Source organism: Thiohalobacter sp., assembly GCF_027000115.1.
GTDB lineage: Bacteria > Pseudomonadota > Gammaproteobacteria > Thiohalobacterales > Thiohalobacteraceae > JALTON01.
Map to the genome: position 1 here is coordinate 33016 of NZ_JALTON010000039.1, position 20740 is coordinate 53755.

The window sequence follows — 20740 nt, forward strand, 5'->3', positions numbered from 1 at the left end:
CCCCGGAATCTCACTGCGCTTCATCGGGGCTGCGCCGGCCGCCATCCAGGGTTCGGTGTTTTCCGTGGCGCGCCCGCAGTTTCAGAAATACTTCCGCAGGTCCATGCCCGCATACAACTGCGCCACCTGATCGCCATAACCGTTGAACATCAGGGTCCGGCGCTTGCGAAACTCGCCAATGCGGCGCTCCGTGCGCTGGCTCCAGCGCGGATGAGAGACCTCCGGATTGACGTTGGAATAGAAACCGTATTCCTTCGGCGCGGCGCGCATCCAGGTGCTCACCGGCTGCCGTTCCACGAAACGGATGCGGACGATGGACTTGATGCTCTTGAAGCCGTACTTCCAGGGCACCACCAGCCGCAGCGGCGCGCCGTTCTGGTTGGGCAGCACCTTGCCGTAGAGCCCGACGGCAAGAATGGTCAGCGGATGCAGGGCCTCGTCCATGCGCAGGCCCTCGACATAGGGCCAGCGCAGGATGGGCCAGCGCTGGCCGGGCATCTGTTCGGGATCGTGCAGGGTCTGGAACTCGACGAACTTCGCCTTCGCCGTGGGTTCGAAGCGCCTGAGCAGCGGCCCCAGCTCGAAGCCGATCCAGGGAATCACCATCGACCAGCCTTCCACGCAACGCAGGCGATAGATGCGTTCCTCCAGCGCATGGGGACACACCAAGTCCTCCAGCGCCAGGGTGCCGGGCTTCAGGCACTCACCCTCGACCGTGACCGACCAGGGATCGGTCTGCAGGCGGTGCGCCTCGTCGGCGGGATCCTCCTTGCCGGTGCCGAATTCATAAAAATTGTTGTAGCCGGTGACATGGCGCAAGGGCGTGAGTTCGTCCCGCTCGCCCTCGGCGACACGGTAGCCCGCCACCGACAGCGCCGCGGAGGCCGCGGCGGGCATCAGCCCGGCGCCCGCGATCAGCCCCGCGCCCTGCAGGAAGCGGCGCCGCTCGCGGTACACGGATTCGGGCGTGATTTCCGATGCCGGGATGGGCGGCGGTCGAAAGCGTCTGGACATGGATTCCCCTCGGCGGCCGGGCCTGTTGCTGTTCCGACCCCCTCCGGGGCGGGCAGTTCCCTCGGGGTCAGCCCACCCACACCCGGGCGTTGCGGAACATGCGCATCCAGGGACCGTCCTCGCCCCAGTCGTCCGGATGCCAGGAGTGTTGCACGGTACGGAACACACGCTCCGGGTGGGGCATCATGATGGTGACACGGCCGTCGAGGCTGGTGACCCCGGTGATGCCCTGCGGCGATCCATTGGGATTGAAGGGGTAGGTCTCGGTGGCGCGGCCGCGGTTGTCCACGTAATGCAGCGCCACCTGGCCGGCGTCGCGCAGGCCGGCGAGCTGGGCGGCATCGGCAAACTCGGCCCGGCCCTCGCCGTGGGCGACGGCGATGGGCATCCGCGAACCGGCCATGCCGGCCAGCAGGATGGAGGGCGATTCGTCGATCTCCACCAGCGAGAAGCGCGCCTCGAACTGCTCGCTGAGGTTGCGCTCGAAGCGTGGCCAGCTGCTGGTGCCGGGGATCAGTTCGCGCAGGCCGGCCAGCATCTGGCAACCGTTGCAGACGCCCAGGGCGAAGCTGTCGTCGCGCGCAAAGAAAGCGGCGAAGGCATCGCGGGCCGCGTTGTTGAAGAGGATGGTCCTGGCCCAGCCGAGGCCGGCACCGAGCACGTCGCCGTAGGAGAAGCCGCCGCAGGCGACCAGTCCCTTGAAGTCGTGCAGCGCGATGCGCCCGGCAAGGACATCGCTCATGTGCACGTCGATGCAGTCGAAGCCGGCGCGGTCGAAGGCCGCGGCCATTTCCAGCTGGCCATTGACGCCCTGCTCGCGCAGGATTGCCAGCCGCGGCCGCGCGCCACCGATGAAGGGGGCGGCGACGTCTTCCGCGGGATCGAAGGACAAGGCAACGCTGATGCCGGGATCGGCCGCATCCAGCAGCCGGTCGTATTCCTGCTGCGCGCACTCGGGGTTGTCGCGCAGCGCCTGCATGCGATAGCTGGTCTCCGACCAGATGCGGTGCAGCTCGCCGCGCGCGGCCTCGAACAGCAGCCGGTCGCCCTGCCGGAAACGCAGTCGATCGTCCGCGGCAGGATGCCCGATGACGTGGCTGTGCCGGCCCAGGCCGGCGGCCTTGAGCCGTTCGCGCACCGTCTGCAGATCATCGGCGCGCACCTGCACCACGGCCCCCAGCTCCTCGGCGAACAGGGCGGCGATGGCGTCCTCGCCCAGCCCGGCGAGATCGACGTCCAGCCCGCAGTGGCCGGCGAAGGCCATCTCGCACAGGGTCGCCAGCAGCCCGCCGTCGGAACGGTCGTGATAGGCCAGCAGCAGGCCGTCGGCATTGAGTGCCTGGATGACGGCGAAGAAGGCCTTCATGGCCCGGGGGTCGTCGAGATCCGGCGGGTGATGACCGATCTGCTTGTAGACCTGCGCCAGCGCCGAACCGCCGAGGCGGTTGTGGCCCTTGCCCAGATCGATGAGCAGCAGTGCGCTGTCGCCCCGGTCCAGCCGCAACTGCGGAGTAAGTGTGCGGCGCACGTCGGTGACCGGTGCAAAGGCGGTCACGATCAGCGACAGCGGCGCGGTCACCGCCTTCGATTCTCCGTTCTCCTCCCACACCGTCTTCATCGACAGCGAGTCCTTGCCCACCGGAATGGCGATGCCGAGTTCCGGGCACAGCGCCTTGCCGACAGCGCGCACGGTGTCGAACAGCTTCGCATCCTCGCCCGGATGGCCGGCCGGCGCCATCCAGTTGGCCGACAGCCGTACCTGGCGCAGCTCGGCAATGGGGGCGCTGGCGATGTTGGTCAGGGCCTCGCCCACCGCCATGCGCCCCGAGGCCGGACCATCCAGGAGCGCCACCGGCGTACGCTCGCCCATGGCCATGGCCTCGCCACGATAGCCCTCGTAGTCGGTGGTGGTGACGGCGGCATCGGCCACCGGCACCTGCCAGGGACCGACCATCTGGTCGCGCACCACGGTGCCGGTCACGCTGCGATCGCCGATGGTAATGAGGAAGGTCTTGTCGGCCACCGCGGGCAGGCGCAGCACGCGCGCCACGGCATCGGCCAGATCGATGCCCGCAGTCTCGAACTCCGGCTTGTGGAAGGGCCGGTGATGCACGTCGCGCAACATCTTGGGCGGCTTGCCCAGCAGCATCTCCAGTGGCAGGTCGACGGGATTGTTGTCGAAATAGCCGTCGCCCACCACCAGCCGCTCGTCCTCCGTGGCCTCGCCGACCACGGCGAAGGGACAGCGCTCGCGCTCGCACAGGGCCTGGAATGCCTCCAGCCGCTCGGGCGCTACGGCGAGCACGTAGCGTTCCTGGGACTCGTTGCACCAGATCTGCATCGGCGACATGCCGGGCTCGTCGTTGGGGAAGGCGCGCAGCTCGAAGCGGCCGCCACGGCCGCTGTCGTGAACCAGCTCCGGCAGGGCGTTGGACACGCCGCCGGCGCCGACGTCGTGTATGGAGATGATGGGATTGTCCTCGCCCATCGCCCAGCAGCGGTCGATGACCTCCTGGCAGCGGCGCTCCATTTCGGGGTTGCCACGCTGCACCGAGGCATAGTCCAGGTCCTCGGCGCTGGCGCCGGAATCCATGCTCGACGCCGCCCCGCCGCCGAGGCCGATGAGCATGGCCGGGCCGCCGAGCACGATCAGTTGCGCACCGACCGGGATACGCCCCTTCTCTACATGCTCGGCCTTCAGGTTGCCGTAGCCGCCGGCGATCATGATCGGCTTGTGGTAGCCGCGCACTTCCTCGCCCTCGGGGCCGGGCACCTTCTCCTCGAAGGTGCGGAAGTAGCCGCAGAGGTTGGGACGGCCGAACTCGTTGCCGAAGGCGGCCGCGCCCAGCGGCCCCTCGATCATGATGTCCAGCGCGGAGACGATGCGATCGGGGCGCCCGTGGTCGGTCTCCCAGGGCTGCTCGAAGCCGGGGATACGCAGGTTGGACACCGAGAACCCGGCCAGGCCCGCCTTGGGCTTGCCGCCGCGACCGGTGGCGCCCTCGTCGCGGATCTCGCCGCCGGAACCGGTCGCCGCGCCCGGGAAGGGCGAAATCGCGGTCGGGTGGTTGTGCGTCTCCACCTTCATCAGGATGTGCGCGGGCTCGTCGTGCGCGGCATAGCGCCCGTCGGGCCCGGGATAGAAACGGCGCGCGGGGTGACCCTCGATGACTGCGGCATTGTCCTTGTAGGCCGACAGCACGCCCTCGGGACTGGCCCGATAGGTCTCGCGGATCATGCCGAACAGGGTTTCCTCGCGCGGCTCGCCGTCGATCACCCAGTTGGCGTTGAAGATCTTGTGCCGGCAGTGCTCGGAATTGGCCTGCGCGAACATCATCAGCTCGACGTCGGTGGGATTGCGGCCCAGCGCCTGGTAGTTCTCCACCAGATAGTCGATCTCGTCGTCGGACAGGGCCAGGCCCCAGGCCCGGTTGGCCACCAGCAGCGCGTCGCGCCCGCCGCCGAGCAGGTCGACCGTCTCCAGCAGCGCAGGCTCGGTGACCCGGAACAGCACCTCGGCATCCTCGATGCTGTTCAGCACCGTCTCGGTCATGCGGTCGTGCAGCAGGGGCAGCAGGCGCTCGCGGGCGGCAGCGTCCAGCGGCGCCTCGGCGGTCACCCGGTAGGCGATGCCGCGCTCGATGCGGTGAATCATGCCCAGCCCGCAGTTGTGGGCGATGTCGGTGGCCTTGCTGGCCCAGGGCGAGATGGTGCCCAGCCGCGGCACCACCAGGAACAGCGCCGCATCCTCCGGGGCATCCACCCGCGCCGGTCCATGGCTCAGCAGCCCCTCCAGCACCCGGCGCTCGGCCTCGCTCAGCCGGCGCTCGGGGTCGATGAAGTGCTGGTACTCGGCATGGATCGCGGTGACCGGGACGCCGGCCTCGCGGGCACGTTCGATGAGCTTGCGGGTGCGGAAGGGGGACAGCGCCGGACCACCGGGCAGGTGCAGCATGACGGGCCTCGATTCAGAACCTTGACGGTCGAAGGGGCCTCGGCCGGTGGGCGCCCGAGGCCCCTTCGGGAAGGGCCGAATGATACTGGAAGAGACCCGCCCGAACCAGCGAGGGCAGCGGGGAGAACAGGCCCGATTTGTGGCCTACACGCTGAAGCGCCCCACCAGGCCGTCGAGGCGGGAGGAGGCCCCGGCCAGCTCGCCCAGGAAGCCCTCGACCTCGCGCGTGAGCTGCGCGTTCTCGTCCTCGATGCGCGACATCTCCTCCACGTGGCCGGCGATCTCCTGGGTGGCGGTGGACTGCTCGCGGGCAGCGTGGGCGATGTGGGACACCAGGTCGGTCATGGCGTTCACGCTGCCGGCCACGCGCTCGATGGTCGTCGAGGTCTGGTCCACGCTGCCGATGAGCGAATCGGTGACGTTGGAGACGTTGCCCATCACCCCCGATAGCTCCTTGCTCGAATGTTCGTTGGCCTTGAGTAGGTCGGTGATCTGGGCGGTGGACTGCTGGGTTTTCATGGCAAGCTGGCGCACCTCGTCGGCCACCACCGCGAAGCCGCGGCCGAACTCGCCGGCACGGGCGGCCTCGATGGCGGCATTCAGCGCCAGCAGGTTGGTCTGGTCAGCGATTTCGTTGATGACCGCGACCATGTCCAGCATGTTGCGCCCCTTGGTGCCGATATCGTCCACCTGCTCCTGCAGGGCCCGAATCTGGGCATGCATGTCATGGGCGCGACGCGCCATGTCGCGCACCATGTCGGCACCGGACTGAACCTCGTCGCGCGCCTTGCCGGCCTCTTCGCTGGCCAGTTCGGCGTTGCGCGCGATTTCCGCGCTGGTGGCGGACATCTCCTCGGTGGCTGTCGCGGTACTGCGCGCACGGTCCGCCCCCTGGGTGATGTTCCCGGCCACCACGGCCACCTCGTCGCTGGCCTGCCGGGAGCGGTCGGCCACCTCGCCGGCGACCCCGGCCACTTCCCGGATCATGCCCTGGAGGTCGTCCATCATCTTGTTGAAATAGCGCGAAACCTGACCCAACTCGTCGGCGGACTCGACCGGCACCCGCCGGGTCAGGTCCCCCTCGCCGTCGGCGAATTCCTGGAAGACCTCGCGCAGGCGCTGTACCGGGTCCACCGTGTGGCGGCCGACCAGGAAGGCGACCAGCAGCCCCAGCACCAGGCCCAGCACAGCCAATCCGCCCACCACCAGACGGGCATCTGCCATGTCGGCACGGAGTGCTACGCTGGTATCCTCGATACGCTGGCGTTCGTACCCGGCCAGGCGCTCCAGGTCGTCCCCGATCTCCCGCACCAGGGGGCCGAGGCGCTCGCGCACCAGCCAGGCATCGGTGCGCCAGCGCCCTTCGGCCTCGAAACTGCTCAGCTTGCGGGCGTTCGCGACATACTGCTCATAGAACCCGGCGAACTGTTCGAGGCTGTCCTCCTGATCGAAGGTCAGCAGCTCGCCAAAGGCGCGCAGCCGCTCCATCCGCTTGCCGACATCCTCCAGATACATGTTCAGCTCTTCCAGCGCATGGCCACGGAAAGCCAGATAGCCCCGCATCGCCGCCAAGGCATTGGCCCAGGCGTAACGCAAATCGTGCACATCCGACATGAGCTGCTTGCGGGTGGCGTCGGCGGGCTCTTCCTGCTCGGAGAGGATCATCTGGGTGAGCAGGTTCAGCATCTGCCGGGCAAGCGGGTTGAGGTGTTCCGACGCATAGGCGATCGCGGGGATGTTCCGCGCGTTGTCGCCGACCAGCGCCAGCAGCTCGCTGCCCTCGACACCAAACTGCGCCACGCCCTTGTCGATTTCGGCCAGCAGTTCGGCAGCCTCGTCATCCCCCGCCACGCGACCGGCAAGCGTCGCCAGCCGGCTGCGGGTCGCCTGCAACGCCCGCTCGTAGGCCTCGCGATGCTGCGCCTCGCCGCTCAGGAGATAGAACCCCAGCGCGCCGGCGGCTTCGTTGAGTTCCCCGGTCACCGCCAGCGAATCCAGCACGACCGGTTGTTGCTCGTCGACCATGCGCGCGATCTGGCGTTCGACCCGGGACTGGCCCAGAAAGGCAATGGCCGATATCGCCAGCAGCAGCGCCAGCAGGCTGCCATAGCCGAGCCAGGACTTCTGGCGCATGGTGAGGTGGTGCAGCGGGTTTTTCATGATGCCTCCGGCAGTGATTCGTCCTGCGGACATTCACTGTGTCGGCAGACCGATGCAGGGCTTTACCGGCGGCCCGCATCCGAAATTCCCGTACGTGCGCGGGGTTATGAGGCAATCATCCGCCAGTCCAGCCCCGTGTCCTGCTCGGCCACCGCGATCCAGTCCGCGCCGCAGCCGAGCGCATCGGCGAGTGCGGCCCGGGCCAGGGCGGGACGATTGTTCTTCTCGCTGAGATGGGCAGCCACCAGGTGCTGCAACCGGCTGCAATCGAGACGCCCGAGCAGTTCCGCGGCCTGGCCGTTGCTCAGGTGTCCCAGGCCACCGCCCACCCGGGCCTTGAGGGCCGGCGGATAAGGGCCGCACGCCAGCAGATGGGGATCGTGGTTGCACTCCAGCACCAGGGCATCGCAGGCGTCCAGCGCCGCCACCACGCAGGGCGTGGGCGCGCCCAGATCGGTGAGCACGCCCAGGCGACGGGCGCCGTCCGAGAAGGCGAACTGGCAGGGCTCGCGCGCGTCATGCGGCACGGGAAAGGGCGTGATCTCGAGGTCGCCGATGGCGAAGGACTCGTGGCCGGAGTGCCACTCGACCACGGGCAGGTCGGTGTCACGCGTGGCCAGCGCGGTACCGGCCGTCATCCACACCGGCGTGCCGTGGCGGCGTGCGAAGGGCGCCACACCACGGATATGGTCGCTGTGCTCGTGGGTGACCAGCAGGGCGTCGATGTCGCCGGGGGCAAGCCCCAGCCGGCCCAGCCGGCGCTCGGTCTCGGCCACCGAGAAGCCGCAGTCGATCAGCACCCGGCTGTTGCCGGCCTCGACCAGTGTGGCATTGCCCCGACTGCCGCTGCCGAGCGAAGCAAAACGCATCAGGCCCCGCGCCCCGCCAGCCGGACGGCATGGCTCACTTGAGCTGTTCCTCCAGCAGGGTGAGGATGCGCCGCGCGGTACGGGAGTTGTCCCGGCGACCCTCGACATCCTCCACGGTAACGCGGGTCTCGCCGCCCTCGCCGACGAGGCGGACACGGTAGGCCGTGCCCTCGTCCGGCGTCCGGTCGCGCCAGAAGGCCAGCTTCGACAGGATACCCTTGTTGCGGTCCTCGGCCAGCGGATCCCGGTAGCGTACGAAATACAGCCCCTGCGAGCGGTCGCGGTCCTCGACCGCAAAGCCGATCCGGTCCAGGGCGATGCCGGTGCGTCGCCAGGCGCGGGAGAAATCCTCGTGCACCTTGAGCAGGGTCTGGCCGCCGGTGTCGGTGACCAGGGTGGCCCGCGGCTGGCCGGCGGCGCGTGCCTGCGCCAGCTGGGCGGCGGCCTTCTGTTCCTCGGTGCCCAGGAACACCATCAGCCGCTTCAGCATCTCGGCCTCCAGTTCCGGATCACTGGCGCGCGGCTTCCATATGGTGCCGGTACTTTCGTCGGGGGTACCCTCGACCACCTCCTCCATGCCGCGATGGGACAGATAGATCTCGGTCCCCTGGGCGGTGCGCTCCATGCGCACCCGGAACTTGTCGCGGGTGGCAGCGGAATAGAGGAAGTTGAGCGCCTTGCCGATGGTGCGGCGGATCGGATCCTGGGGGATGTCGGCGCGGTTCTCGGCCCACTCGGTTTCGAGGATGCCGACCTGTGGATCGTCCACGGTCAGCAGAAACCCGTTCTTCAGCCAGAACTCTCGCACCCGCGGCCAGACCTTCTCCGGCGGCGCCTCGACTACCAGCCAGCGCGCGTCGCCGTCACGCTCGATATGCATGTCCGGCTGCACGGGCAGCACTCTGGACTGTTCCGGGCGGGGCGCGGCACCGCTGGCGGCGTACTCGGAATAGGTGGCGCTGGGCACCACCATGCTGTCCTGGAGCCCGCTGGCGGACAGGTCCGGCGGGATCTCCAGCGGCGGCTCGCTGCGACTCTGCTTGTAGTCCACCTTCTTGGGCATCACCTTGTCGAGCGTGCCGCAACCGGCCAGCAGGGTGGCGGCCAGCAGGCCGGGAAGCAGTCGAAGCATGTTGGACATGGGCACGGTTACCTGTATGTGAAGCGGTTCATTCGAGCACGCCGGCCTGGCGCAGGGCCGCGCGCACGCGATCGTGATACTGCGGTGACAGGGGGGTCAGCGGCAGGCGCAATCCGGGCGGGATCAGCCCCATCTCGGCCAGCGCCCACTTCACCGGAATCGGATTGGCTTCCACGAACAGGTCACGGTGCAGCGCCTCCAGCCGGTGGTTGATGGCCTCGGCGCGCGCCCGGTCGCCGGACAGCGCCGCCTCGCACAGCTCGTGCATGGCCCGCGGCGCCACGTTGGCGGTGACCGAGATCACACCCCTGCCGCCCATCAGCATCAGCTCCATGGCGGTGGCGTCGTCGCCACTGTAGAGATCCAGCCGCTCGCCGCAGCAGTCGAGGATGGCGCGGGCACGGTCGAGATCGCCGGTGGCCTCCTTGATGCCGACGATGTTGGAGATGTGCGACAGCCGTTCGACCGTCTCCGGGCGCATGTCGCAGGCCGTCCGCCCGGGCACGTTGTAGAGGATCTGCGGGATCGGCACCGCCTCGGCCACCGTCTTGTGGTGCTGGTACAGGCCCTCCTGGGTGGGCTTGTTGTAATAGGGGGTGACCAGCAGGCAGGCATCCGCGCCGGCCTCCATGGCGCAGCGGGTCAGCCGAATGGCCTCGCTGGTGGCATTGGCGCCGGTGCCGGCGATCACCGGCAGGCGGCCGGCCGCGAGCTCGACGCAGCGGCGGATCAGGGCACAGTGTTCTTCCTCGTCCAGGGTGGCCGACTCACCGGTGGTGCCGACGGCAACGATGGCATCGGTCCCCTGGCTGACGTGGCATTCGATCAGACCGGCAAGACTGTCGTCGTCGACCGCCCCGTCCTCCCGCATCGGGGTGACCAGCGCGACCATGCTGCCGTGAAACATGTACCTGCTCCGTGAATGTCGGGGCCCTGAACCGGCCACATACTACTTGCCCGCCTCACCCCTGACAAGGCAGCCGCCGGCGCTGGCAGCGGGGGCCGGCGCTCTAGTATGCTTGCCGAAAAAGCCAGGAGACACACCCACATGCAGGAAGACGAGGCCATACGCGAGATCCGCATCAACCCCATCGTGCCGAGCGAGTCGGTGCTGGTGGCCACCGCGCGTTCCATGCGTCCGCGCAAGGAGGAGGCTCCCGCCCCGAGGGACACCCGCAAGCACGTGGACACCTGCCCCTTCTGCGCCGGCAACGAGCACATGACGCCACCCACCATCCAGGCCTGGCCGGACGAGGCCGACTGGCGGATCCGGCTGGTGGAGAACCTCTATCCCGTGCTCGGTGACGACCGCCAGTCCAGCAATCTGGTATTCGGACTGCAGCAGGCCATCGAGGGCTACGGCCGTCATGAGGTCTTCATCGACCATCGCGACCATGGCATCGCCCTGCACGAGATGAGCCATGACCACCTTGCCCTGCTGTTCGGCGCCTACCGCGACCGCATGCAGCAGCTCTACGATGCCGACCCCCGCCTGCGCTACGTGCTGGTGTTCAAGAACTTCGGCCCGGCCGCGGGCGCCAGCATCGCCCACACCCACAGCCAGATCATTGCCATGCCGGTAGTGCCGGAGAATGTCTACAACGAGATCACCCACAGCCGCGCCTACTACCGCGAGAACCACCACTGCGTGTTCTGCGCCCTGATCGACGAGGCGCTGACCTTCGAGGCCACCATCTACGACCGCAGCTCTGGGCAGATACGGCGCAGGATCAATGTCGGCCAGTACGTGGTCGAACGGGGCGAGCGCTTCATCGCCATCAAGCCCTTCGCCAGCCGTTTCGAATGGGAGGTGCACATCCTGCCCCTGAACCACCAGAGCGACTTCCTGGAGATCACCGACGCCGACCGCCGCGACCTGGCCCAGGTGATGCAACGCACCATGGCGCGTCTGGACGCCGTCATCGGCGGCGCCCAGTACAACTATTTCCTGCACTCGCGGCCGCGGGGAGAGGACTACGAGGACTGTGGACAGAGTTATCACTGGCACCTGGAGATCTGCCCGCGGACCTCGATCCCGACCGGCTTCGAGCTCGGCTCCGGTCTGTTCGTCACCACCATCAGCCCCGAGGAGGCCGCGGCGCGGCTGAGGGCGGTCGAACTCGACTGAATCGCAGCCCGGCGGTGGTAGACTTGCAGCAGGACGAACCCGGGCGGAGGCCCTGCCAGTCACCATGAGCAACTATCTCGTCATCTCGGCCGTGGGCGAAGACCGCCCCGGACTGGTCGACCGCATCTCGCGCTGCATCCTGGACCACGAGGGCAGCATTGCCGACAGCCGCATGACCGTGCTGGGCGGCGAATTCGCCATCATTCTGCTGGTTTCCGGCAACTGGAACAGCATCGCCAGGCTGGAGACGGCACTGCCGGCACTGGGCGAGGAACTGGGCATGGTCATTACCACGCGGCGCACCGCCTCGCGCGAGCCGGCACGGGACCTGCTGCCCTATGCCGTGGACGTGGTGGCCCTCGACAACCCCGGCATCGTGCACCGGCTGGCCAACTTCTTCTCCCGGCGCAGCATCAACATCCAGGATCTGGCCACCAGCAGCTACGCCGCGCCGCATACCGGCACCCCCATGTTCGCCGTGCACATGACGGTGGATGTGCCGGCGAGCACCCACATCGCCAGCCTGCGCGAGGAATTCATGGACTTCTGCGACCAGCTCAACCTGGACGCCGTCATCGAACCCGCCAAGAACTGAGAGAGGCCATCATGAGCGTCAGCGTCGGCAAGAAGGTACCCGACTTCAGACTGCCCGCCACCGGCGACAGGGAAATCCGCCTGTCGGACCTGCGCGGCAAGAACGTGGTGCTCTATTTCTACCCGAAGGACAGCACCCCGGGCTGCACCAACGAGGCACGCGACTTCCGCGACAGTTTCAGCAAGTTCAAGCGACAGAATACGGTCATACTGGGCGTGTCCCGCGACAGCCTGCGCAGCCACGAGAACTTCAAGGCGAAACAGGACCTGCCCTTCGAGCTGTTGTCCGATACCGAGGAAAAGGTCTGTCGCCAGTTCGACGTCATCCGGGAAAAGAACATGTATGGCCGCAAGGTCATGGGCATAGAACGCAGCACCTTCCTCATCGACCCGGAGGGCCGGCTGGTCCGGGAATGGCGCAAGGTCAGGGTGCCGGGCCATGTCGACGAGGTACTTCAGGCCGTCAAGGATCTGAACAAGGCCGCCCGCGGCAAGGCCTGAACGGACCCCCGGCATGACCGAAAAGCGCCTGTTCGTGCTCGACACCAACGTGTTGATGCATGACCCCACCGCCCTGTTCCGGTTCCAGGAACATGGCGTATTCCTGCCCATGGCCGTGCTGGAGGAGCTGGACCACGCCAAGAAGGGCACTTCCGAGGTCGCCCGCAACGTGCGCCAGGTGAACCGCTTTCTGGATGACCTCACCCGGCGCGCCTCGCCCGATGACATCGCCGCCGGCATCCCGCTGGCAATGGAGGGCATCGAGGACGCAAGCACCCTGGCCGCCAGCGGCACCCTCTACCTGCAGACCCGCAGCATGGAGTATGAACTGCCGGCCGCACTGCCCGGCAACAAGCCGGACAACGACATCCTCGGCACCGCGCTGGCGCTGCAGAAGGAACGCCCGGGCACACCGGTCACACTGGTGTCCAAGGACATCAATCTGCGCATCAAGGCTGCCATCCTCGGCCTGCGCGCCGAGGACTACTACAACGACCAGGTCCTCGAAGACGTCAACCTGCTCTACAGCGGGTTGGCCGAGCTCGATGCCGGTTTCTGGGACACCCACGGCGACCATCTCGAGTCCTGGCAGGAGGAAGGCAGAACCTTCTACCGGCTGCGCGGCCCGCAACTGGCCGAACTGCTGCCCAACCAGTGCGTGTTCGTGGAGGGCGGGCGCGGCTTCGAAGCGCTGGTGCACGAGATCGGTGCGGACGGCGTGGTGCTTGAACTGGCCGAGGACTACCGCAAGCCCAATCACAGCGTCTGGGGCATCACGGCCCGCAACCGGGAACAGAACTTCGCCCTCAACCTGCTGATGAATCCCGACATCGACTTCGTCAGCCTGGTAGGCCAGGCCGGCAGCGGCAAGACGCTGCTGACCCTGGCCGCGGGCCTGACCCAGGTGCTGGAGGACAAGCGTTACAGCGAGATCATCATGACCCGGGTCACGGTACCGGTCGGCGAGGACATCGGCTTCCTGCCCGGCACCGAAGAGGAAAAGATGACGCCTTGGATGGGCGCGCTGATGGACAATCTGGAGGTGCTCACCCAGACCGACGCCGGCGACTGGGGGCGCGCCGCCACCAACGACCTGCTGCAGAGACGGATCCGCATCCATTCCCTGAATTTCATGCGCGGGCGCACTTTCCTCAACAAGTTCCTCATCATCGACGAGGCCCAGAACCTGACCTCCAAGCAGATGAAGACCCTGATCACCCGCGCCGGACCGGGCACCAAGGTGGTGTGCCTGGGCAACATCGCCCAGATCGACACCCCCTACCTCACCGAGACTACCTCCGGGCTCACCTACGTCGTCGACCGTTTCAAACCCTGGGTCCATGGCGGCCACATCACCCTCCGCCAGGGCGAGCGCTCGCGGCTGGCTGATTTTGCGGCGGAGGTGTTGTGAGGCGTGAGCAAAGGGTAGCCCGGGTGGAGCGGAGCGCAACCCGCGGAACCACGCCTTTCCTCCCGAACCCCTGATCCAGGCCTCCCCCTGGTGCTCTCGATGCGGAACGCCATGGGCCGGCAGTGCTCAGGATGCGGCAGGCTCCGCGGCATCCTCCGCCGGCCGCCGCGGCCAGGCGCGCAATACGGCCTGGACCAGCGTGGCCAGCGGGATGGCGAAGAACACGCCCCAGAATCCCCACAGGCCGCCGAACACCAGCACGGCGACGATGATGGCCACCGGGTGCAGGTTGACCACCTCCGAGAACAGCAGGGGCACCAGCACGTTGCCGTCCAGGGCCTGGATCACGCCGTAGGCGACCAGTATCCAGGCAAAATCCGCTGACCAGCCGAACTGGAAATAGGCGATCAGGGCCACCGGCACCGTGACTGCGGCGGCACCGATATAGGGAATGACCACCGACAGCCCGACCAGGGTCGCCAGCAGCACGGCATAGTTCAGCCCCATGAACTTGAAGGTGGCATAGGTGACGCCGCCGACGATGAAGATCTCCCACACCTTGCCGCGCACATAGTTGCCGATCTGCATGTTGACCTCGTGCCAGACCTGCGCGGTCAGCGCCCGGTCGCGCGGCAGGTAGCCAGCGATCCAGCCGAGGATGCGCGCCTTGTCCTTCAGAAAGAAAAACACCAGCACCGGAACCAGAATGAGATAGACCAGGAGGGTGATGATGCTCAGGAGGGAGGCCACCGACAACGACAGCACCCGCTGCCCCAGCGCGGCCAGCTCGGCGCGGATGGTGGTCATGAGCTGGGTGACCTGCTCGTCGCTGATGAAGGCGGGATAGCGTTCGGGCAGCCGCATCAGCTTCTCCTGACCGGTGGCGATCATCTCCGGCAGTTGCTGAAACAGCTGGGTGACCTGCGCCGACAGGCGCGGCACCACGACCAGCATCAGGAACAGCAGCAGCAGCATGAAGGCAAGGAATACCAGGGTCACCGCCAGGGTGCGCCTGAGACCGCGTCGCTCCAGCACGCCCACCAGGCCCTCCAGCAGATAGGCGATGACCACGCTGGCCAGCACCGGCGCCAGCATGTCGCCGAAGGCGATGATGACCAGGGTACCGAGGATCAGCAACAGGGCCAGGATGACCACCTGCGGGTCCGAGAAGTAACGCTGGAACCACTGGCGGATGACGTCCATCAGCCCCCCCGCTCGGCGCGGTATTCCTCGTAGCAGCGCGCGAACACCGCCTCCAGCTCATCGATCACCTCGCCTGCATCGCGGCGCATGATGACATGCTGCGTGACCAGGCCCGAGGTCTCGTTCAGCATCTTCTGCTTGTCCAGCATCGGATAGGTCGCCGCCAGGCGCTTGAGCGCCTTGATCACCGATTCCTGCTCGGGGCGGGGAATGGGCCGCGGCGTCTCTATGACCGGCGCGGCAGGGGTTTCCATGGGCCGGGAGGCAACCGGATCGGGTGCCGGCGGCTGCTGGCGGCTGCACAGGAATTCGGCGAAGTCGACCAGCGTCTGCCGGCCGGATTCCGGCAGGCGCGCGGCCAGTTCATTGAGACGATCGATGAGATCGGACATGCACCCTCACTCGGGAAGCGGAATGTACCGATAATAGCGAGCTGGCGCGGATTTCGCACCAGTCGGGCGACTCAGTCTTCCCGGTGGGTCTTGCAGTAGTTGCGCGCGAACTCCAGCAGCTCGTCCATGGCCAGGTGGCGGAACTTCTGCTTCTGATGCACGAAGGAGAAAGGACGTTCCAGCGGCGGATCCAGCGGCAGCGCCACCAGGGTGCCCAACTGCAGTTCCTTGTGGATGGTGGCCCGCGAGACGATGGAGACCCCCATGCCCGCCTCCACCGCGCCCTTGACCGCCTCGGGACTGCCCAGTTCCATGCACACACTGATTTCGTTGATGTTGAGCTTGCAGCGCTGCAGGTATTCCTGGATGACTTCGCGCGTGCCCGAACCCTCCTCGCGGCAGATGTAGGGGTGCTGGAGCAGCTCCTGGATCCTGATCACCTTTTTCCCGGCCAGCGGATGCTTGGGCGGCACGATGGCCACCAGTTCGTCCATGCGGCAGACCTCGACCACCAGGTTCTTGTTGGAAACAGGCGCCTCGACCACACCCAGGTCGATGACATTGTTCTCGACCATGGAGACGATGCCCTCGGTATTGGAAACCTTGAGCTGAACGTTGACCTCCGGATACTTGACCCGGAAATCGCCCAGCAGCGCGGGCAGCATGTACTCGGCAATGGTAGTGGAGGCGCCGATCATGATGACACCGCTGATCTCGCCGGTCATCTCGCGGACCGCGTTCTCCATCTCGTCGTAGAGCTCGAAGATGCGATCGGCGTATTCGTAGACGCGGCGGCCCGCCTCGGTCAGGCTGATGCGGTTGTGGGTGCGGTCGAACAGACGGGTGTTGAAATGTTCCTCGAGCTGGCGCACCTGGAAGGTGACTGCCGGCTGCGTCATGTGTAGCGTCTCGGCTGCCTTGGTGAAGCTCAGCATCCGGGCGACGGTATGAAAAACCTGTAGTCTGCGATCAGCCATCTGTTCTGCGCCATGCTCGGTCGGGTGACCCCGGGATGCCCCCGGAGGCGGCCAATCCTAACAGGTAGCGCGCAAATATAAAATATTTTGATACCGACACAATCCCCGACTTTTCGCCCCGGAATCAGGCGTGTCGCCGCCAGCGCAGGGCATAGTAGAGGGTCGGGATCACCACCAGGGTCAACAGCGTGGACACCAGGATGCCGAAGATCAGCGAAATCGCCAGCCCGCTGAAGATGGGGTCGTCGAGGATGAACAAGGCCCCGAGCATCGCTGCCAGGCCGGTCAGCACGATGGGCTTGGCGCGCACCGCCCCGGAGCGCAGCACCGCTTCCTCGAAGGGCACACCGCGCGCCACCTCGTCGTTTATGAAATCCACCAGCAGGATGGAATTGCGCACGATGATGCCGGCCAGCGCAATCATGCCGATCATGGAAGTCGCGGTGAACGGCTTGCCCAGCAGGGCATGGCCCGGCATGACCCCGATCAGGGTCAAGGGGATGGGCGCCATGATGATGAGCGGCACCAGGTAGGACCGGAACTGGGCCACCACCAGCAGGTAGATGAGGATCAGTCCCACCGAATACGCCAGCCCCATGTCGCGGAAGGTCTCGTAGGTCACCTGCCACTCGCCGTCCCACTTGAGGCTGTAACGATAGGGATTCTCGGGCTGGCGGATGAAATACTGCTCCAGCGGCTCGCCGTCGGCCAGCGGCTGCTCTTTCAGTTGCGCGGCCATCTCGAACAGACCGTACAGCGGGCTGTCCAGCGCGCCGGTCATGTCACCGGTCACGAACACCACCGGCAGCAGATCCTTGTGGTAGATGGCATGCTCGCGCGTGGAACGCTCGGCACGCACCACGTCGGCGAGCGCCACCTGCGATCCGTCCCGCCCGCGCAGTTTCACCGCCAGCAGGCGTTCGATGTGATCCCGGTCCGCAACCGGCAGTTCCAGCCGCACCGGCACCGGATACTTGTCGGTCTCGCGGTGCAGCCAGGTGACATCGGCGCCGTCGAGCAGGTCGCCCACGGCACGCACGATCTGCGCCTGCGACAGCCCCAGCCGCGCCGCCCGCTGGCGGTCCACACGCAACACCCACTTGGGCGCGGCCGCCTCCACGCTGTCATCGATGTCCACGATGTCCGGCGTGTTCTCGAACAGCGCCCGTACCTGACGCGCCACTGCGATCTGCCCGTCGTAGTCGAGGCCGTAGATCTCCGCCACCAGCGGCGACAGCACCGGTGGCCCCGGCGGCACCTCGACCACCTTGACACTACCGCCATGCCGCCGCGCGATCTCCGCCAATGCCGGCCGCACCGAGCGCGCGATGTCATGGCTCTTGCGCTCGCGCGCGTGCTTGTCCACCAGATTGACCTGGATGTCTCCCACCTGCGCCCCGCTGCGCAGATAGTACTGGCGCACCAGGCCGTTGAAATTGATGGGTGCGGCGGTGCCTGCGTAGATCTGGTAGTCGGTCACCTCGGGCACCGCGGCCAGCGTCGCCCCCATCTCGGCGAGCACCGCCGAAGTGCGTTCCAGGCTGGTGCCCTCGGGCATGTCCAGAATCACCTGAAACTCGGACTTGTTGTCGAAGGGCAGCATCTTGAGCACCACCCACTGCATGCCGGCCAGACCCAGGGACGCCAGGATCAGCACCAGCACGCCCACGCCCAGCAGCCGCCGCGCGCCGCGCCCGTCCGCGCCGCGCAACAGCGGCCCCACGAAACGCTGGAACAGCCGGTATACACGGGGCGATACGCCGCTGCCGGCCCCGCCGTGCGTATCCCCAGTGACCGCGCGCCGCCGGAACACCTGCCAGGTCATCCAGGGCGTGAACACAAAGGCGACTGCCAGCGAGATCAGCATGCCGATACTGGCATTGATGGGGATGGGACTCATGTAGGGCCCCATCAACCCGGTAACGAAGGCCATGGGCAGCAGCGCCGCGATCACGGTGAAGGTGGCCAGGATGGTCGGCCCGCCGACCTCGTCCACCGCCAGCGGGATGGCCTCGGCCAGTTTCCTGCCCCCCATCTGCATGTGTCGGTGGATGTTCTCCACCACCACGATGGCGTCATCGACCAGGATGCCGATGGAAAAGATGAGCGCGAACAGGGACACGCGATTGAGAGTGAAGCCCCACGCCCAGGAGGCGAACAGGGTGATGGCCAGGGTGATGATGACGGCCAGCCCCACGATCAGGGCCTCGCGCCAGCCCAGCGCGATCAGCACCAGCAGCACCACGGAGGCGGTGGCGAAGACCAGCTTCTTGATCAGGGTCTGTGCCTTGTCGTCGGCGGTGACACCATAGTTGCGGGTGATGCTGATCTCGACATCGTCCGGGATCAGGATACCGCGCAACTGCTCGAACCGGGTCAGCACCTGCTCGGCAATATCCACCGCATTGGTGCCCGGCTTCTTGCCGATGGCCAGGGTGACGGCCGGAAACATCGCGCCCGCGTCGGCATCGCCGCCGGCCGGACCGGGCACGTGCCAGGCGAGCTGTTCAGGCTGGTCGGGGCCCAACCGCACCTCGGCAACATCGGCCAGAAACACCGGCCGGTCCCCGTGCATGCCCACCACCAGTTGCGCCACCTCCTCGGGCCGGCTGAGAAAGCGCCCGGCACGCACCGGCACCTCGCGATCGTCCGCCACCAGCGCACCCCGGTCATCCGAGACATTGGCGGCGGCCAGGGCGGCACGCAGGTCGTCCAGCGACAGGCCCATGCCCGCCAGCCGCGCCGGATCCAGCAACACCCGCACCACCCGCTCGGGACCGCCCAGGGTATAAATCTCGCGGGTACCGGGCACGCGCTTGAGTTCAGCCTCCAGCGCGTGCGCCACCTGCTCGAGTTCGTAGGCACCCTTGTCCGGATCGCGGCTCCACAGGGTGGCAGCGACGATGGGGACGTCGTCGATGCCCTTGGGCTTGATGATCGGCTGGCCGGCACCCAGCCCTGGCGGCAACCAGTCCTGGTTGGAAAACACCGCATTGTAGAGCCGCACGATGGCCCGGGTACGGTCCTCGCCAACCTCGTATTCGACCGTCAGCACGGCCAGACCCGGCCGCGACATGGAATAGATGTGCTTGACCCCGTCGATCTCCGACAGCACTTGTTCGGCCGGCGTGGTGATCAGGTGTTCGACCTCGGTGGCCGAGGCCCCGGGCAGGGGGATGAACACATTGGCAAAGGTCACGTCGATCTGCGGCTCTTCCTCCCGTGGGGTAACACCCACTGCAAACAGGCCGAGCAGGAAGCCGACCAGCGCCAGCAGCGGCGTGATCTGGGAATGCAGGAAACGCCGGGCAACCGCACCGGACAGGCCGAGACGTTCGCTCATTCGGCGCTCCCGGCCTTGTAGGCGCGCGCCGCAGCCACCGGATCGGTGGCCACCCGCTCGCTGGCCTTCAAGCCGGCGAGCACCACCTGGCGGCCATCATCGAGGCGCCGGCCGGCGCGAATCTGGCGGAGCTGCGGCCGCCCATCGGCGGCCTGCACATAGACGGCCGTGACCTCGCTGCGCCGCAGTACGGCACGGGCCGGCACCACCGGCTGCTCGACCCGCTCCAGGGGAAAGGCCACTTTCACCAGCATGCCGGGGAAGAGCCCGGGCGTACCTTCGGGCAGATAGGCGCGGACCTTGAAACTGTGGCTGCGGGCATCGGCCCGGGGATAGACGGTGACGCGGACCGCATCCAGGGCACGTCCCTCATCGAGCAGCACCCGTGCCTTGCGCTCGCGGCGCACCGCCGCCAGGTGGCGTTGCGGCACATGAGTGACTACGCGCAGCCGCTCCAGGGACACCCCGGTCAGCAGCGGCTTGCCGGGTGCGGCGATCTCGCCGACGTCGATGTGGCGTTCCGTGACCCAGCCGCTGTAGGGCGCGCGCACCACCGTATGCTCCAGTTGCTCGCGGGCCTCGGCCAGCGCGGCGCGGGCCTGCTCGGCGCGGGCCTCGGCGGCCTTGAGCGCCGCCTCCGCACGATCCATGGCCGAGCGCGCCACCAGCTTGCGCTCGAAGATGCGCCGGACACGTTTGTATTCCGCGCGGGCCTCGGCCAGTCGTGCCTCGGCCTCGGCCAGACGTGCCTCCGCCTGCCCGACGCGGGCGCGCTGCTCGCGGTCCTTCATGCGCAGCAGCACGGCGCCCTTCTCGACGTAGTCGTCGACGTCGAACAGGATTTCCTGCACCTCGCCGCCGGTCTGTGCCGTGACCGTGGCCTGGCTCACCGCTTCGACCTCGCCCTCCAGCACCGCCTCGACGGGAACAGGCACCGCCTCGACCGTCACCCAGGCCATGTCTTCCGCGGCGACTACCGCGCCGACCATCCACAGCAATCCCACTGCCAGCATGCGCCGCATCGTTGTCGAGCTCCTGCGAGAGAATGGGGA

General features: G+C 67.2%; 15 protein-coding genes. 4 read left to right on the top strand and 11 right to left on the bottom strand.

Features of this window, described 5'->3' with window-relative positions; all coding sequences use genetic code 11:
* Positions 1-81 precede the first annotated feature (81 nt).
* From msrP to dapA, 6 genes are all read right to left on the bottom strand, one after another.
* On the bottom strand, positions 82-1014 hold the full coding sequence (gene msrP / locus MVF76_RS06555; RefSeq protein WP_297528000.1) for a protein-methionine-sulfoxide reductase catalytic subunit MsrP: 933 nt from the start codon (positions 1012-1014) through the stop codon (positions 82-84).
* 67 nt (positions 1015-1081) lie between these two features.
* Positions 1082-4969 carry a phosphoribosylformylglycinamidine synthase gene (gene purL / locus MVF76_RS06560; RefSeq protein ID WP_297528001.1) on the bottom strand — a complete coding sequence of 1296 codons (3888 nt, stop codon included), beginning with the start codon at positions 4967-4969 and terminating at the stop codon, positions 1082-1084.
* 144 nt (positions 4970-5113) lie between these two features.
* Positions 5114-7129 (bottom strand): methyl-accepting chemotaxis protein, encoded by a 2016-nt coding sequence (locus MVF76_RS06565; RefSeq protein ID WP_297528002.1) that lies wholly within the window; start codon positions 7127-7129, stop codon positions 5114-5116.
* A 104-nt stretch (positions 7130-7233) separates the two neighbouring features.
* Positions 7234-7998 carry an MBL fold metallo-hydrolase gene (locus MVF76_RS06570; protein ID WP_317622943.1) on the bottom strand — a complete coding sequence of 255 codons (765 nt, stop codon included), beginning with the start codon at positions 7996-7998 and terminating at the stop codon, positions 7234-7236.
* Positions 7999-8032: 34 nt separating this feature from the next.
* Entirely contained in the window at positions 8033-9139 is a 1107-nt protein-coding gene (gene bamC / locus MVF76_RS06575; protein WP_297528003.1) for an outer membrane protein assembly factor BamC, read from the bottom strand.
* 28 nt (positions 9140-9167) lie between these two features.
* Complete coding sequence (dapA, locus tag MVF76_RS06580; protein WP_297528004.1) at positions 9168-10046, bottom strand: 4-hydroxy-tetrahydrodipicolinate synthase; 879 nt, start codon at positions 10044-10046, stop codon at positions 9168-9170.
* Between the two features lie 141 nt (positions 10047-10187).
* Here dapA and MVF76_RS06585 point away from each other — a divergent pair, with 141 nt between their 5' ends.
* The 4 genes from MVF76_RS06585 (at position 10188) to MVF76_RS06600 (ending at position 13773) form a co-directional block, all read left to right on the top strand.
* Positions 10188-11267, top strand: coding sequence for a galactose-1-phosphate uridylyltransferase (locus tag MVF76_RS06585; RefSeq protein WP_297528005.1), 1080 nt, complete (start codon positions 10188-10190; stop codon positions 11265-11267).
* Positions 11268-11331: 64 nt separating this feature from the next.
* The gene (locus tag MVF76_RS06590; protein ID WP_297528006.1) at positions 11332-11862 is read left to right on the top strand and encodes a glycine cleavage system protein R; all 531 of its coding nucleotides are present in this window, start codon (positions 11332-11334) and stop codon (positions 11860-11862) included.
* Between the two features lie 11 nt (positions 11863-11873).
* On the top strand, positions 11874-12362 hold the full coding sequence (locus MVF76_RS06595) for a peroxiredoxin (protein ID WP_297528007.1): 489 nt from the start codon (positions 11874-11876) through the stop codon (positions 12360-12362).
* A gap of 13 nt (positions 12363-12375) precedes the next feature.
* Positions 12376-13773, top strand: a complete 1398-nt coding sequence (locus tag MVF76_RS06600) for a PhoH family protein (RefSeq protein ID WP_297528008.1) — start codon at positions 12376-12378, stop codon at positions 13771-13773.
* A 126-nt stretch (positions 13774-13899) separates the two neighbouring features.
* On the opposite strand, the gene MVF76_RS06605 is transcribed toward MVF76_RS06600, so the two are convergent.
* The 5 genes from MVF76_RS06605 to MVF76_RS06625 form a co-directional block, all read right to left on the bottom strand.
* Entirely contained in the window at positions 13900-14979 is a 1080-nt protein-coding gene (locus tag MVF76_RS06605) for an AI-2E family transporter (RefSeq protein WP_297528094.1), read from the bottom strand.
* Positions 14976-15368 (bottom strand): Crp/Fnr family transcriptional regulator, encoded by a 393-nt coding sequence (locus MVF76_RS06610; protein ID WP_297528009.1) that lies wholly within the window; start codon positions 15366-15368, stop codon positions 14976-14978. The genes MVF76_RS06605 and MVF76_RS06610 overlap by 4 nt, the downstream gene beginning before the upstream one ends.
* Positions 15369-15439: 71 nt before the next feature.
* Positions 15440-16345: a selenium metabolism-associated LysR family transcriptional regulator gene (locus MVF76_RS06615; protein WP_297528010.1), complete on the bottom strand. Its 906-nt coding sequence runs from the start codon at positions 16343-16345 to the stop codon at positions 15440-15442.
* A 124-nt stretch (positions 16346-16469) separates the two neighbouring features.
* The gene (locus MVF76_RS06620) at positions 16470-19688 is read right to left on the bottom strand and encodes an efflux RND transporter permease subunit (protein WP_297528011.1); all 3219 of its coding nucleotides are present in this window, start codon (positions 19686-19688) and stop codon (positions 16470-16472) included.
* Positions 19685-20710: an efflux RND transporter periplasmic adaptor subunit gene (locus MVF76_RS06625; protein ID WP_297528012.1), complete on the bottom strand. Its 1026-nt coding sequence runs from the start codon at positions 20708-20710 to the stop codon at positions 19685-19687. Before MVF76_RS06625 ends, MVF76_RS06620 begins: the two co-directional genes overlap by 4 nt.
* Positions 20711-20740: the final 30 nt, after the last annotated feature.